The sequence below is a fragment of the Staphylococcus sp. HMSC057A08 genome, assembly GCF_001812925.1.
Taxonomy (GTDB): Bacteria; Bacillota; Bacilli; order Staphylococcales; family Staphylococcaceae; genus Staphylococcus; species Staphylococcus hominis.
In genome coordinates, this window is record NZ_KV810857.1 from 306,667 (window position 1) to 322,512 (window position 15,846).

The window sequence follows — 15,846 nt, forward strand, 5'->3', positions numbered from 1 at the left end:
ACGTGAAATATTTCTCTAAATTGATTAAGCAATTATAATACGATGAATAACGAAAAATGTTACAATATTTTAATGAGTAAAAAAAAGATAATGAAAGAAGTGAAATGAATGGCTGCTAACCTAATGGAAGACAAAATTTTGGAATCTATATATGAAAGCAATAAAAACTGGGTTTCTGTTGAAGTCGTGTTAAATAAATCTTTAACACCAAGTGAATTATTTAATTTAACTGAAAAACAAGCTGGAGATCGATTTTATTTGCGATTAAACGATAATATGTCTTCATTTTTCGGCTATCATGCAATTCAAAGATTTAAGAATAACTTTGAAAATAAACAATCTATCTTTCGGGAATGGGAAAAATTTAAAAATGATGTAGAACTAATTCATGTTAATACGCAAAAGCATCACCTTAAAATAGTAGGGGGATTCCAATTTTCAAATCATAAATCTGATGATGAGTGGCGTGAATTTGGGATTAATCATTTTGTGGTACCTGAAGTACTTATTTCTTCAGTTAACAATCAAACCATTTTGACATATACAGTTGAAAAAGCTCAATTTGAAATGGAAAAATTAAATCAAATGATTAATTATTTCGAAAATGCTCAAGTCGATACGACAGAACGAGAGACAGCTTTAGGCAATGTAACACGCATGGAAGACATTTATGTTGATGAATGGAAAGATCTTGTAAGTCAAACGATTGAACAACTTGATAAAGATAAAAAAGTAGTACTTGCGAGACGTCGCTTAATTAAGTTTGATAAGCCAATTAGTATTCCTTATGTACTTAATCGTGCGTTAAACAATGAGAAAAATAGTTACTTATTTATCCTAGAGGCTAACCAATCTGTATTCTTTTCTCAAACACCAGAACAATTATTAAAAGTTGAGGACGGTGTATTATCTACGAAGGCTGTAGCAGGAACAATTCCTCGAACACAAGATGCTGAAAAAGATGAAAAAAATGTTCAAGCATTTCTACAAGACAGTAAAAATCTAGGTGAACATCAATTTGTCGTTAGAAGCATATTAAATGATATTAAGCCTTATGTAGAAAATGTAGAGTACAATCAAAAACCTAATATTTTAAAAAATGATCATATGTATCATTTGTATACTGAAATAAAAGGAACATTATTGAATCATTCGTATATTAGTTTAATTGATGAGTTGCATCCTACACCTGCCTTAGGGGGTTATCCTAAGAAAGAAGCAGTTGACTATATTGAAAAAAATGAATTTGGTACACGAGGATTATATGGGTCTCCAGTTGGATATATTGACGTAGATGATGATTGTGAATTTATTGTGGCTATTCGTTCTATGTTAATTAAACAAAATCAAACTACTTTGTTTGCAGGTTGTGGTATTGTAAAAGATTCTAATGCTGAAAGTGAAGTTGAAGAAACGTCGGTGAAATTTTCACCAATGATGAATGCTTTAGGAGTAGTGAATAAGAATGAATCATAAAGAAGCTTTAACTAAACAAGTTTATACATTTGCATCAGAGTTATATGCCTATGGTGTGCGAGAAGTCGTTATTAGTCCGGGCTCACGTTCGACTCCTTTAGCGATTGCATTTGAAGCGCATCCAAATATTAAAACTTGGATACATCCTGATGAACGTAGCGCAGCTTTTTTTGCCTTAGGATTAATTAAAGGGAGCGAACGCCCAGTTGCGATTTTATGTACTTCTGGAACAGCGGCTGCTAATTACACGCCAGCTATAGCTGAAAGTCAAATCAGCCGTATACCGCTTATAGTATTGACTAGCGATCGTCCACATGAACTTAGAAGTGTAGGTGCACCACAAGCGATTAACCAAGTCAATATGTTTGCAAATTATATTAACTTCCAATTTGATATGCCTGTAGCTGATGGCAGTCAAGAAATGCTGAATACTATTAATTATCAAATGCAAATTGCAAGTCAATATTTATATGGCCCACACCGTGGTCCAATACATTTTAATTTGCCATTTAGAGAACCGTTAACACCAGATCTTGAAATGACTGAGAATTTAAAATCTGAACATAAAATATTGCCTCATTATCAAAAAAATATAGATATACAAGATATAAAAAATATATTAAAAGATAAGAAAGGCCTGATTATTGTAGGGGACATGCAGCACCAAGCAGTCGATCAAATTTTAACTTACGCTACAATTCATGACTTACCAATTCTTGCAGATCCACTTAGTCAATTACGTAAGTATAATCATCCTAATGTCATTACAACATATGATTTATTATACCGTTCTCATTTAAATATTGATGCTGATTTTATTATACGTGTAGGTAAACCAGTTATTTCTAAAAAATTAAATCAATGGCTTACACGCACAAATGCATTTCAAATATTAGTTCAAAATAATGATAAAATTGATGTATTTCCAACACCACCACACATCTCATATGAAATATCAGCAAATGATTTCTTCAGAAGTTTAGTGAATGAACCAACAGTAAACCGTAAGGATTGGATTGAACGTTGGCAGTCAATAGAAGCACAATCTCGTAAAGCAATCACTCAACATATGTCTCAAGCGACAGATGAATCAGCATTTGTAAGTACACTGATTCAAAAACTCACTAAAGATGATGCATTATTTGTAAGTAATAGTATGCCTATTCGTGATGTAGATAATTTATTATTTGATAGTGAAGTAGAAGTGTATGCTAATCGAGGTGCAAATGGTATTGATGGCGTTATTTCTACTGCTTTAGGTATGGCAGTACATAAAAAAGTGACATTACTGATTGGAGATTTAGCTTTTTATCATGATATGAATGGATTATTAATGGCTAAATTAAACGATATTCATATTAATGTTGTTATACTTAACAACGATGGTGGAGGGATATTTTCTTATTTGCCTCAAAAAACAGCAGCAGAGCAATACTTTGAACGTCTATTTGGTACACCAACTGGACTAAATTTTGAGTACACTGCCATGTTATATGACTTTTCATTTAAACGTTTAAATAATATTACCGATTTTTCTCAAGTATCCTTTTCAAATATGAATTCATATATATACGAAATTCTTACAAATCGTGAAGATAACTTAGAACAACATCAACTTTTATATAAGAAATTGAGTGAGATCTTAAATGTTACATTATAATTTTTATAAATCTGAGCATCCAAGCAATCAATTATTAATTTTACTTCATGGTTTTATTAGTGACAGTCAAACTTATATGAATCATATAGAGGCGTTTCTTACTCAATGTAATGTTTTAACTATTGATTTACCTGGACATGGCAAAGATGACTCACCTACAGATCAAATATGGGACTTTCCGTATATAACGGAACAAATAAATCGAGTTTTAACTCAATTTGAGAAATATAAATTCAGTTTATTAGGCTATTCAATGGGTGGACGCGTAGCACTCTACTATGCAATACATGGTCAATATGAAATCAAACAATTAATATTAGAAAGTACATCACCAGGCATTGCTGACGAAGCCTTACGTAAAGAAAGACAGGCTATCGATCAAGCACGTGGACGTGTATTAGAAATAGCTGGAATTGAAGTATTTGTAAATGATTGGGAAAAACTTCCTTTATTTCAAACACAATATCTATTAGATGATAATAAAAAACAGGCAATGCGTCGTATGCGACTTGCGCAGAATCCTAATAAGTTAGCGAAAGCTTTAAGAGATTATGGGACTGGACATATGCCTAATTTATGGGGAGATATTAAGCGTATAAAAAGTGATTGTCTTATTTTAGCAGGAGAATTAGATGAAAAATTCGTTAATACTGCTAAAAAAATGGCACAAGAAATTAAAAACTATCAAATCCATATTTTTAAAAATGTAGGTCACACAATTCATGTGGAAGATGAAGCAGAATTTGATACAATAGTATTAGGTTTTTTAAAGGAGGAGCAAAATGACTAGACAGTGGGAAACACTAAAAGAATATGATGAAATTAAATATGAATTCTTCGAAGGAATTGCAAAAGTAACAATTAACCGTCCAGAAGTACGTAATGCATTTACACCTAAAACAGTAGCTGAAATGATTGATGCATTTACTAGAGCACGTGATGATCAAAATGTTTCTGTTATTATCTTAACAGGTGAAGGCGATAAAGCGTTTTGTTCAGGCGGAGATCAAAAGAAACGTGGACATGGTGGTTATGTTGGTGAAGACCAAATTCCTCGTTTAAATGTATTGGATTTACAACGTTTAATTCGTGTTATTCCTAAACCAGTTATTGCAATGGTTAGAGGTTATGCAATTGGTGGAGGTAACGTATTAAATGTAGTATGTGACTTAACAATTGCTGCAGATAATGCAATCTTTGGTCAAACTGGACCTAAAGTAGGGTCATTTGATGCTGGTTATGGTTCAGGATACTTAGCTCGTATCGTAGGCCACAAAAAAGCACGTGAAATTTGGTACTTATGTCGTCAATACAATGCTCAAGAGGCATTAGAAATGGGCTTAGTTAATACTGTAGTACCTTTAGATAAAGTAGAAGATGAAACAGTTGCTTGGTGTAAAGATATTATGAAACATTCACCAACAGCATTACGTTTCTTAAAAGCTGCAATGAATGCAGATACAGATGGTTTAGCTGGTTTACAACAAATGGCTGGAGATGCTACATTACTGTATTACACTACTGATGAAGCAAAAGAAGGTCGTGACGCATTTAAAGAAAAACGCGATCCTGATTTTGATCAATTCCCTAAATTCCCATAAACAATAGTAATAAAAAAACGCAAAATTGACTTAGTCAATCTTGCGTTTTTTTAATTATCTAACACATTAGGATAGTGTTCTTTTAAATATAATTCTAAACGGCGCATACCTTCTTTTAAGACGTTCATTTCATAAGCATAAGAAATACGAATATAGCCTTTTCCTATATCTGTAAAAGAAGATCCTGGTACCATCGCAACATGTGCCTCTTCCAGTACATTGACACAAAAGTCAAAATCATTATTAGTAAATCGTTTAATACTTGGGAAAATATAAAATGCACCTTCAGGTTGAGCTTCAAGTTCGAATCCTAGCGATAACAATTTAGCTTTTAAATAATCACGTCGTTCAATATAAGCTTCGTTCATATATTTTGGTGCTTCTAAGCCCTCATTTAATGCAGTGATACAAGCAATTTGAGCAGGAACATTAGCACAAATACAGTTATATGCATGCATGAAAGTTAATTTTTCAATTAAATATTCAGGACCGATTAAAAAACCGATACGGATGCCTGTAGCTGAATGCGATTTACTTAAGCCACCAATGAGTAATAGTTGATCACGTATCTCTTCATATTCTGCAAAAGAAGTATGTGTTCCTGTAAACGTATTTTCAGCGTAGATTTCATCACTGATAATAAATATTTCTTTAGTTTTTAAATAATGTACAAGGGCTTCAACTTCTGAGCGCTCTAATATAACACCAGTTGGATTAGTAGGATAATTTAATAAAATTGCTTTAGTTTGATCAGTAAAGTAAGCTTCAATTAGCTCAGGTGTTACCTTAAAGTCAGAATGTGTGGTATCAATATAAATAGGTTTACCACCTAAAGTTTCAACTAATGGGATATATCCAGCATAAATAGGACCAGGGATTAAAATTTCATCTCCAGGTTCGATTATACTTCTTAGCGATGTATCTAACGCTTCACTTGCACCGTTTGTAACAATAATTTCTTCTTCGCTATAAAGAAATCCATATCTACGTTTAAAATATTGACTAATCGCTTGACGCGTTTCAGTAAGGCCTTTGTTATGTGAATAACTTGTTTTATCTTCGCTTATTGCATTAATATATACTTGCTTAACCACATCAGGCATTGGAAAATCAGGTTGGCCAATAGTTAAATTAACGCAGTCGTCAATATTTTTTATTCGACTTGAAAACTGTCGGATACTTGGCGCTCTTAAAAACTTAGAATTTGAATTTAAAGTTAATTTCATATTTACACCTCTAAATATAATCATTCAAAGTATTATGACTTCATTACTTTGAAATAGAATATAATTATCATATCATATTTTTATTTATAATATTTAATTAATAAAATCTCACTTTCTCTTAATTTAAATAGAAAAATTAGAAATCGTGTATAATGAATAGATAATACCATATTATTAAAATGAATTTAGTCAATTTATTGAATAGTATTGTCTAATTATAAAATTAACTTTATAATATAAACAATTACTAGAGTGGAGTAGAACAGCTATGTATAATCAACTAGAAAAACTTATTACCCTAACAAATAATGATCTTAATTTAGTAAATAGACGCTTTGGCCAACGGACTGATATAACAAATGACCAACTGGAATTATTAAGAATTCTTTATAACTATGATCGATTATCACAATATGATTTAACAATGAAAATTAGTAGAGAGCAATCCATTGTATCTCGTTGGATAAAGAAATTAGTTCATAAAGGTTATATTACAAGTCAACAGTCACATGAAGATTTACGTTGTAAGGATTTATGTTTAACAACTGAAGCTAGAGATTTAATTAAACAAATCAATATAGCAAGATGTGAATTAATCGAAGCGAGATGTCAATGTTTAACAGAAGAGGAAATCAATAATTTGAATCATCTTTTAAATAAACTTAATAGTCGTCATCTTTATATCTAACATAGCACCCATCTTATTGTTCTTTATAACATAGCACAATAAGATGGGTGTTTGTATTAAATATAAAATTTAGAGCAAAAAAGAATCTGAGACAGAAATAAGTGTCTCAGATTCTTTTACATATGGGCAGGCGATAACTGAATTGAAACTGAATTCAGTCTAACTCCCAAGTATTATTATTGATTAAATACTGGTATTTCAAAATATTTACCAACTGAATTAATTTGATCATATAAGTATTTTAAACTTTTAGCATTCAAATTTGCCCAATTAATATCAGTAGCATATTGATGTGTACCAGGTTGATCAGGGTTCCAACGCATTTTATAAAGTGTATTTTGACCAGATTTAATATAATCTTGAGCAATAAATTTAGCTCCATCAATAATAGCTTTAGAAATACTATTCCAGCCAGATTGTTTTGCGTAATTAATTCCATTTACAAGTGGTGCATAATCATAAGCTCCAATACCATATACATTATAATATTTAATAGGGGAATTAGAAACGACTTGATTATTAACCAAATTTGCACCTTTAGCAAGTTTAGATTGGCCATTACCCGTTTCAAGTAAGGCATGAGCAATTAAGTAAATTTCATTAACACCTGTCAATTTTGCAGCATTAGCAAATGCTTGACCTTGGTTTTCTAACATTCCCTTACCTTTAAGTAGTCGATTTAAACGATCTACAGATAATAATTGTGGACGATCTAAACGTAAAAATTGATATTTTAAAGCTGGATTTTTTGCAAGTGTTTTCGCGTTCATCGCATTTTTAATTTCACTATACGTTGCATTTGACCAACCGCTATTATTACGTTGAACTTGTGGTGGTGCACCGTAAACATTGTGTTGAATTTTAGTGACCTCATCAAGTGTTCTATAGTTTTTAGATAGTTTAACTAATTGTTGTTGTAAATCGCTTTTCTTAATCCATACTGATTTACCATTACTTAATTTACCATAATACCAAGTGATACCATTTACTACTTTTCGTTTTGTAATTTGAAAAATTTGTTCATTAAATGGCTTGAGTGAGTACGCTTTAGCTGAAGTAGGGTCGTCATAGTAAAAACTATTACCATTAGTTATAACTAAATCATCGTTATAGTCTTCTGCTGTATCGAAAGATGAAGCGTTTGTTAAATCTTTTAATGCAATCCAACCTGTTTGATTATTAACTGTACCGTATAAATACGTTTTACCATCAACAATTGTCGATTTAGAAGCCTTGAAAGTTTGATTAGCAATGTTGTTTTTATCTAATCGTTGTTGATTAGTGCCCCAAGCAATCGTATATAAGCCATTATTATTTTGGTTGACAGTATAAGTACCTTTCACTTTTTGTTCTTCATCTAAATTTTTAATATTTAAGTCTTTAACATTATACCAACCTAATGGAGTATTTCCAGAAGTACTAGATAATAAAACATATGTATGATCATCTAATTTTTTTTCTTTAGTTACAACATATGTTTTGTTAGCATATTGTTTTGCATGCTTACCACTTGCATCGTAAATACTTGAACGTATACCATCATTGGTTGAATTTACTTGAGCAATTTTTGAAACAGTTTGAATACTACTTGTTTTTTGACTCGTTTTTACAGTTTGAACATCGTCTGATAAAATCCAGCCCCAAACATTATTAATAACACCGTGAAGATACGTATTTGAGCCTACTTTTAAAGCGTCTATCGATTTTAGAACATCTCCCTTTGAAGGAACTGTTGCTTTAATTTGAGACGAACTGCCCCAAGGTGTTTCATATATATTACTATTCCCTTTGATATTGTATTTTTTAATACCATCATTTATAGGTGTTGTAGTTTGAATATTAATTTCTGATGAAGGAATCCAACCGTGTGATTGATTACCATTAAAGTCAGAAATCAAATAAAAGTTTTTGTTATTTAATGTCGCTTTTTTAGTTACACGATAAGTATTACCGTTAATAGAAGGATTTATTTTTCCAGATGAGTCATATACTGTTGTGTAAGCACCATTATTTTTTTTAGCTACTTGTCCTAAAGTGTTATTTAATTGAGAAACATTAAGTATATTAGTTGTATCCGCTTTGTTTTGAACATCATTTAAATAATATTTACTTACCCAACCAGTTAAACCATTTACTGAACCATATACATATGTTGATTTACCTACTTGTTGTGATGCACTCGCTTTAAATGGAGATTGATTTGATTTAGATACTGTTCCAGCAATTTGATTATAATTACCCCATGGAACAGTGTATAGTGTCGTTCCAGGTTTAATAGTATAAGATTTATTTACTTTCGCTTTAGGAGTAATAGTATTATAAATCGTTTCATTTTGTTTAACCCATCCATATAATTTTCCACTATTATAATCGGATACTAGGTAATATTTGTCTTTATCAAGCTGTGCAGATTTTGTAACTGCTAAAGTATTATGAACCTGATTCGTCGTTTTCCCCTTAGAATCATATACAGTAGTATAAAGACCGCTATTATCTGATTTAATTTGAGCTAAGCCATTATTAGATGTTACTGTTAATTTTTTATTATTTATACTTGGTTTAGTAGTAGGAGTTGAATTATTTGTAGATGTTGTACCCCATGGTGCAACTTTGCCCATTTTAATTAAATATTTTTCGTTAATTAAATCATATAATTCATCATAACTATAATTATGATTACTCAAGTAGGCATGTGGATCAGCGTGATCTGTACCTCCAAGATAACGACTAATAGCATAATGAGTCCATACTGTTCCTTTAGCATCATATTCAGCACTATCTGGTTTTAATCCATAATATTGTAATTGTGTAGCAGCGTAATCTGCATAGTTATTCATTGAACGTGCAAATGAAGCATAATCATGTGTATGAACTATTTCAACATTAATAAAACGATTATTCCCATATGGTCCAGCTCCCCAAGATAAATAATCAGTAGGAGCAGTTTCAATAATACGGTTTCCATCTACAAATGCATGTACAAACGCATTTGTATAATTATTTCTCATATAATTAATTTCGCCTTCAATCGTTGAATTGTCATTTGCAGTATCATGCACGACGATGCCTTCAGGTTTTCCTACTCCATTTCGATATCCATATTTAGGGAAGTAAGATGTATAATGTTCTTCAATCGAAGGAGCTTTCAAATTATTTGTGCGAATATAATTATTAATTGAAGATTTAACTTGCGGTACATATTTTGGTAGTGAAGACGTAGTTGAATATGTACTTACTGTAGCTGGACCACCTTTTCCACCAATACCTTTATGAACTGATGATGTAGAGTCAGAGACAGATGCATCATTTGATTGAGTTGAAGTTGTAGCTTTATTATTAACATGAGTGTTATTTAAAGCTGTACTGTATGCACGTACTTTTAAAGTATTATGCATTGGTGAAGTTTGAGTATTATTCTTTTTAAGCGTAGTATCTTCATTGTTAACTGTAGTGTTATCTGATGTATTTGATAAATTTTTAGACGTACTGTCACTTTCTGTAGTAGAAGATAATGATGCTTTATTATTGTCATTATTTGTCGTTGTAGCATTATCTTCTACTTTTTGTTGTTTATTATTAACGACAGTAGTGCTTAATTGCGCTTTTGATATGCTATTGTTTTGATTTTCTACGTTATTTAATGTTGTTTTAGGCTCATCTGTATTTAACTTATGTGTATTTGAAACTTGAGCGCTTTCATTATGAGTTGATGGTGTTTCAGTAGTTATACGATTTGAATTTAATTTATGATTAGAATCTTCTGATGTAACTAATTTAGTTGAATCAGTTGAAGTAGTAGAGGTAGTAGCTACTTCATTATTATTATGTTTTGTATTATCAGATTGATAATTTGATATTGTATCACTGTTTTTAACTGTATCATTAGTATTAGAACGCGTTGAGTTATTTTGAGATGACGCTGATTGATTTAAGTTATCTAATTTTGCATCATATGTGTATGTATTATATGTATTATTAGTAGTATTTGATTTTACTAATGTAGGGTCTTGGTAAGTTTGCACTCCAGAAATATTTTGTGCTGCATTACTGACTTGATGTTTAGCTACATTGGCATTTTCAATATTTTGTTGATCATCGATTACATTATTAGCAGCGTTTTGTTTGTTTTCAGAGGCTTCAGCATGATGTGTAGTAAATGCTGCACCAAATAAAGTAAGGGCGATCATTGATGGGAATTTAAAGCTAAATTTTTTCGACATAATAGTTGCTCCTTTTTTAATTTACTTTTTTATTATAACGTCAAGAAAAGTAAGAGTAATTATTTTTTACTCATTTGTAAACTAAATTTAATTTTGTTCTTATAAATATCTAGCTGTTGTCATTGAAATTCAAGTATCGAAAAATATCATTTAAATTATTTTATACATTTTAATATGAGCAATATTTTCTTCTTGAAAAGGAAGACCAATACTAATATAACCTAGTTTTTCATAGAATGGTTTAGCTTGTAGTTGTGCGTTTAAAATAAGTTTATGATGATGTTTTTGTTTTCCAATACTTTCAATCGTGTTCATTAATGTTTTACCGAACCCTTTATTGCGATAAGGTTTTAAAATTGCTACACGTTCTACTTTTATACCATCTTCATATGGACGAAATCGTGCACAAGCAAATGGATGATTGTTGTAATATCCAATAATATGAGTAGAAGTATTTTCAAATATATCTAATTCGCTTTCTAATGGAACCCCTTGCTCTTCTACAAAAACTGACTTTCTAATTTCAAAACAATCAGAAAGCATAGATTGATTAATTACTTCTTTAAACATGTGGCATTTACCTACTTTCTTAAATTAAATAAATTCAATCATTTTATATTATTTAGATATAGAAAAAGAAAAACTCCTTTTACTAAAAAGTAAAAAGGAGTAATAAATTATAATGCTTCTTGGCGAACAATTGCGCAATATTGCCAAAAGATCCTTAATTGTGCGATGTTCCAGTTATTCATCCCCATAGTGAAACCTGAAGGCCTAAAAAGATTAACGTCTGTAACCTCTAAAGCGGCTGCAATTAAATATTGCAAAGGAATACTAATGCTTTGCATTGTTTCCGTAATTCCATTTTCATCATATACCCAAGAAAAGGGTAAATCAGATTCAAATACATCTACTTTATTAAAAATTTCAGGTAAAGCAACAATGTAACAAGCGCCATTTACAATTGGATTCACTGAATTCTCACCATAGTATACTAATAGTGCCTCATAGTTTTCACGATGTTCATGATTAACATAAAAGAATTCACTTCTGAATAAAGCCATGTCTTGACTATGAATAATTTGTTGTTCTAATACGTTAAACATGCCGTTAATATTAGCAATTTTTTCATATGTTTTGCGTGACATTCTACGTACTCCTCTCAAATTAATATAATTGATTTATTTCATTTTGATTGTTGAAGTCGTTTGAGTTGTCTGAATTGTTGCTATTGACTTGATTACTCATTTGATTTTGTTGATCCATAGTACTATCAGATGGATTTTGTTCTGATTGTGATTGCGTAGAAGGGTTAGTACCATTACTCTGAATAGAGTTTTCATCTGTTGTGGTATCTTTTTGATTATTTTCTAAAAGAAACGAATCAATAGGTGTTAACGGTACTAGATTGCCATAATAATTAATGACTCTTTCATCCAATAAATCATTCTTATCTGTTATTTTAGATAGTCCTAAATCAGAACGCAATAAATTTGAATATTTTAATATACTCTTAATGCTAGGGTTATAATAGTAGATACCATTTAAATAATCATTGTCACCTTTAAGTTGAGACTTTTTAAAGTCTATATTATCAGATAAATAAATTGAAGCTATAGATTTAATTTCTTCTGTTGTTAGGTTATGTTTAGCATTTTTACCTACTATTTGAACGAGTTCATCTAGTCTGTCATATGAATCTAAATTTTTTGCTTTCTGAAATAAAATTTTGATTAAATCCATTTGTCTCTCGCCACGTTTTAAATCTGAATCGTGATGACGCGTGCGTGCTACAGCCAAAGCTTCATCACCATTTAATTTGTGATACCCTTTTTTAACCTTGATTCTTCCAGTATCATCTGTGTTAGGTTCATCTAAATCATAAGGTACATCGTAATAAATACCACCTAATTTATCTACCGCTTGAACAAAGGCATCCATATTAATTCGAACATAATAGTCGACAGGGATATTAAGTGTGGCTTCAACAGTATCCATAGCAGCAATAGGACCTCCATAGGCATGTGCGTGTGTGATTTTATCGTAATAACCTACTTTAGGAATATAACTGATTGTATCACGAGGAATACTTAATAAACGGATTTGCTGTTTATTGGGATTAAGTGTTGCTAAAATCATTGAATCAGTTCTTGAATGTTCAGTTGTTTGACCATTTTTACGTCTACCTTCATTATCGTCTATCCCAAGAAATAATATTGAGATAGCGTTTTTAGAAGGATTCATTTTGCTATTTCTTAAAGTAGAATGACGTTTTGCATCAGATTTATTATATGAAGATTGCAAAGCATTCTCAGAATGATGATATAAATTGACAATAAAAATGACAGGAACAACAATAAGTAATAATGTTAATAGCATCATAAAATATTTTAAAAAACGATTCATAATTATGTGCTCCTATACGTATTTATTAAAAAAATAAGTTAATAATTTAATCATACCATTTTAATATAAAAGAATAATAATTATTACTCCCATAGCCATAAATTGTATTACTAATTGGCTAAAATTACAACTTAATTTTAATATAAAAAGATAATGTTTAAAAACTTTTATTTACAATGAAGCAGGCTTGAAAACTTACTTTATCGGGCTAAAGAATGATGGAAAAAATAGTCGGAGTAAGATATATTAAAGATGATATTTTAGTGAAAATAATATATAATATAATTTATTGAAAGAATAATAATTTAATAAAATAGCGTAGAGTTAATTATTTTTATTAAATTGTAATGAGGCAGCAAATGAAAAAAAGAATAGAAATAATAACATTAACCATAGTTTTAATCATCTTAGTAACATTATTCATCATATTCTTAATGAAAGTATATAAAACAAATCATAAAGATACAGAATATAACAAAGTAAATGATAATAAAACGTATTTACAAAAAAGAGATTATCATGTATCGAAAGTGCCACATTTAAAGACAATTGAAGTCGAAGAACCACATATCAAAAATATTGATGAATATTTAAAAGCAATTCATTTTAATGGGGCAGTTACAGTTCTTGAAAATGGTAAATTAAAGTTGAATAAAGGATACGGTTATCAAAATTTTCAGCATAAAACTAAAAACTCACCAAATACAATGTATTTAATTGGTTCCGCACAGAAATTTACAACTGGATTAATTCTAAAAAAATTAGAAAATGAAAATAAAGTGAATATAAATGATCCTCTCACTAAATATTTACCTTGGTTTAAAACGACAAAAAATATAACTTTAAAAGATCTAATGTTACATAGAAGTGGACTATATAAATTTGAAGCTTCTCCTAAAACTAAAAGTCTTGATGGTGCAGTACATGCAATACAAGCAAGGGGAATTGATGAAAAATTTTATCATAAACACTTATATAATGATGCTAATTACTTAGTGCTTGCTCAAGTAATAGAAGTAGTTACACATAAATCCTATGCTGCAAATTATTATGATGATTTAGCACAACCATTTAGTTTACAACATAGTGCTTTCTTTAATGAAAAACCATATAAAAAACATATGGCTACTGGATATAAAATGATTGACGGTAAATTAACTGCTATGAAACCAAATATATTAGATCAATATTATGGAGCGGGTAACTTATATATGACAACATATGATATGGCTCATTTAGTAAATAATTTTAAAAATAATAATATTTTTAGTGAATCAGTGTCAATACCACTGACTCAGCAATTAGGAACAACAGCATATCCTGAATCTTATCGATATGGATTTTATGTTACACCGCAATATAACAGAATTAATGGTGTGTTCTATGGACAAATATTTACTGTCTATTTCAATCAACATTATGTCATCGTACTTGCTTCAAATATAGGTGATAATTCTAAAGTAACAAATGAAAAGCGAATCTCATATATTTATCATAAAATACTAAATCAACACTCTTATTATCAATAAGAGTAAAATTAAAGGTCGGAACATTAATTGTTTCGACCTTTAATTTTTTAAAGTATTTAAAAATATTGTTTTATAATGTTCATTTATGCTTGATACGACTACGGAACAATTAGGATAGGAAGATTCAAAATCAACTACAGTAGCACCACGAGTCAGTGCCCCTTGTAATTCAATTTGCACATCTGCTTCTTTAATTTCGTAACTCTTAGGATCAAGTAAATAAAGAATCGTAAATGCATCATATAATTTTATTCCTTCTTTAAAATCTTCACCACGATAGTGTTGGAAAATATGATACAACATTTGTGTCGTTTTGTTTTCATCTTTAAGAGTGTCTAAATAAGAATGAGTAAATAATGATTGGCGCGCTAAATCTAATCCAATCATCGTTAAAGGTAAACCAGCATTAAAAACGATATGGGCTGCTTCAGGATCACAATAAATATTAAATTCAGCTAGGGGAGTAACATTACCTCTTCCAGTACTACCCCCCATTATAATAATTTCTTTAACATAGTTTTTGCATTCAGGATACGTATTAAAAAGTAGAGCTATATTTGTTAAAGGGCCTAAAGTTACAAGAGTAATAGGTTCATTAGAATGACTTAATATCTCATTCATAGCTTCTACAGCATGAGAAGATGCTAAATCTGAAGTAGAAATTGTAGGGAATTGATAGCCATCCATACCACTTTCTCCATGAATATGACTAGCATCTTGTATTTCACTTATTAATGGTTGAGAAGCTCCTCTATGTATAGGGACCTCACTATTGAAAAAGGACTTTAATTTTAAAGCATTCGCTGTGGTTTTCTCAACACCTACATTTCCATTTACAGTAGAAATCATTTTGACATCAAACTTTGTATGAGATAATGCAAGAGCGATTGCTGCTGCATCATCTATACCTGGATCAGTATCAATAATAATAGGTAATGACATGAATACCCCTCCAAAGATTTTTACTTTTTCTTATATCTATCATACACAAAGAAGTCATTAATATAAACAAAACAAAAAGCCTGTACAAGTTAAAAAAC

The 15,846-nt window shown here is 30.3% G+C and carries 12 protein-coding genes; 6 read left to right on the forward strand and 6 right to left on the reverse strand.

Annotated elements, in window-relative coordinates; translation table 11 throughout:
• Nucleotides 1–108: 108 nt before the first annotated feature.
• Genes HMPREF2881_RS08740 through menB form a run of 4 tightly spaced genes read left to right on the forward strand, consistent with a single transcriptional unit; the run spans nt 109 to nt 4,737 of the window.
• A complete protein-coding gene (locus tag HMPREF2881_RS08740; RefSeq protein WP_002488323.1) occupies nt 109–1,476 on the forward strand; it encodes an isochorismate synthase in 1,368 nt (455 codons plus the stop codon).
• Nucleotides 1,466–3,136: a 2-succinyl-5-enolpyruvyl-6-hydroxy-3-cyclohexene-1-carboxylic-acid synthase gene (gene menD / locus HMPREF2881_RS08745; RefSeq protein WP_002488330.1), complete on the forward strand. Its 1,671-nt coding sequence runs from the start codon at nt 1,466–1,468 to the stop codon at nt 3,134–3,136. The genes HMPREF2881_RS08740 and menD overlap by 11 nt, the downstream gene beginning before the upstream one ends.
• Nucleotides 3,123–3,926, forward strand: a complete 804-nt coding sequence (gene menH / locus HMPREF2881_RS08750; protein WP_002488348.1) for a 2-succinyl-6-hydroxy-2,4-cyclohexadiene-1-carboxylate synthase — start codon at nt 3,123–3,125, stop codon at nt 3,924–3,926. The genes menD and menH overlap by 14 nt, the downstream gene beginning before the upstream one ends.
• A complete protein-coding gene (gene menB / locus HMPREF2881_RS08755) occupies nt 3,919–4,737 on the forward strand; it encodes a 1,4-dihydroxy-2-naphthoyl-CoA synthase (protein ID WP_002448062.1) in 819 nt (272 codons plus the stop codon). Before menH ends, menB begins: the two co-directional genes overlap by 8 nt.
• Nucleotides 4,738–4,787: 50 nt before the next feature.
• Here menB and HMPREF2881_RS08760 read toward each other — a convergent pair whose 3' ends face one another.
• A complete protein-coding gene (locus tag HMPREF2881_RS08760) occupies nt 4,788–5,963 on the reverse strand; it encodes an aminotransferase class I/II-fold pyridoxal phosphate-dependent enzyme (protein WP_002488364.1) in 1,176 nt (391 codons plus the stop codon).
• A gap of 268 nt (nt 5,964–6,231) precedes the next feature.
• Here HMPREF2881_RS08760 and HMPREF2881_RS08765 point away from each other — a divergent pair, with 268 nt between their 5' ends.
• Entirely contained in the window at nt 6,232–6,651 is a 420-nt protein-coding gene (locus HMPREF2881_RS08765) for a MarR family transcriptional regulator (protein WP_002448073.1), read from the forward strand.
• Nucleotides 6,652–6,827: 176 nt separating this feature from the next.
• Here HMPREF2881_RS08765 and HMPREF2881_RS08770 read toward each other — a convergent pair whose 3' ends face one another.
• The 4 genes from HMPREF2881_RS08770 to HMPREF2881_RS08785 form a co-directional block, all read right to left on the reverse strand.
• On the reverse strand, nt 6,828–10,871 hold the full coding sequence (locus HMPREF2881_RS08770; protein WP_002488347.1) for a glucosaminidase domain-containing protein: 4,044 nt from the start codon (nt 10,869–10,871) through the stop codon (nt 6,828–6,830).
• 150 nt (nt 10,872–11,021) lie between these two features.
• On the reverse strand, nt 11,022–11,441 hold the full coding sequence (locus HMPREF2881_RS08775) for a GNAT family N-acetyltransferase (protein ID WP_002488376.1): 420 nt from the start codon (nt 11,439–11,441) through the stop codon (nt 11,022–11,024).
• Between the two features lie 107 nt (nt 11,442–11,548).
• Nucleotides 11,549–12,019 carry a DUF2538 family protein gene (locus tag HMPREF2881_RS08780; protein ID WP_002448219.1) on the reverse strand — a complete coding sequence of 157 codons (471 nt, stop codon included), beginning with the start codon at nt 12,017–12,019 and terminating at the stop codon, nt 11,549–11,551.
• Nucleotides 12,020–12,038: 19 nt separating this feature from the next.
• Nucleotides 12,039–13,277 (reverse strand): LCP family protein, encoded by a 1,239-nt coding sequence (locus HMPREF2881_RS08785; protein ID WP_002448084.1) that lies wholly within the window; start codon nt 13,275–13,277, stop codon nt 12,039–12,041.
• Between the two features lie 359 nt (nt 13,278–13,636).
• Between HMPREF2881_RS08785 and HMPREF2881_RS08790 the strand changes: the two genes are divergently transcribed.
• Nucleotides 13,637–14,806, forward strand: coding sequence for a serine hydrolase domain-containing protein (locus HMPREF2881_RS08790; RefSeq protein WP_002448056.1), 1,170 nt, complete (start codon nt 13,637–13,639; stop codon nt 14,804–14,806).
• Nucleotides 14,807–14,845: 39 nt separating this feature from the next.
• Here the strand turns inward: HMPREF2881_RS08790 and rihC are convergent, their stop codons facing one another.
• Nucleotides 14,846–15,748, reverse strand: a complete 903-nt coding sequence (gene rihC / locus HMPREF2881_RS08795) for a ribonucleoside hydrolase RihC (RefSeq protein WP_002455510.1) — start codon at nt 15,746–15,748, stop codon at nt 14,846–14,848.
• Nucleotides 15,749–15,846: the final 98 nt, after the last annotated feature.

Coding starts and splice junctions, on each gene's coding strand:
- HMPREF2881_RS08740 (WP_002488323.1), top strand. CDS start 109: ATGGCTGCTAACCTAATGGAAGACAAAATTTTGGAATCTATATATGAA.
- menD (WP_002488330.1), top strand. CDS start 1,466: ATGAATCATAAAGAAGCTTTAACTAAACAAGTTTATACATTTGCATCA.
- menH (WP_002488348.1), top strand. CDS start 3,123: ATGTTACATTATAATTTTTATAAATCTGAGCATCCAAGCAATCAATTA.
- menB (WP_002448062.1), top strand. CDS start 3,919: ATGACTAGACAGTGGGAAACACTAAAAGAATATGATGAAATTAAATAT.
- HMPREF2881_RS08760 (WP_002488364.1), bottom strand. CDS start 5,963: ATGAAATTAACTTTAAATTCAAATTCTAAGTTTTTAAGAGCGCCAAGT.
- HMPREF2881_RS08765 (WP_002448073.1), top strand. CDS start 6,232: ATGTATAATCAACTAGAAAAACTTATTACCCTAACAAATAATGATCTT.
- HMPREF2881_RS08770 (WP_002488347.1), bottom strand. CDS start 10,871: ATGTCGAAAAAATTTAGCTTTAAATTCCCATCAATGATCGCCCTTACT.
- HMPREF2881_RS08775 (WP_002488376.1), bottom strand. CDS start 11,441: ATGTTTAAAGAAGTAATTAATCAATCTATGCTTTCTGATTGTTTTGAA.
- HMPREF2881_RS08780 (WP_002448219.1), bottom strand. CDS start 12,019: ATGTCACGCAAAACATATGAAAAAATTGCTAATATTAACGGCATGTTT.
- HMPREF2881_RS08785 (WP_002448084.1), bottom strand. CDS start 13,277: ATGAATCGTTTTTTAAAATATTTTATGATGCTATTAACATTATTACTT.
- HMPREF2881_RS08790 (WP_002448056.1), top strand. CDS start 13,637: ATGAAAAAAAGAATAGAAATAATAACATTAACCATAGTTTTAATCATC.
- rihC (WP_002455510.1), bottom strand. CDS start 15,748: ATGTCATTACCTATTATTATTGATACTGATCCAGGTATAGATGATGCA.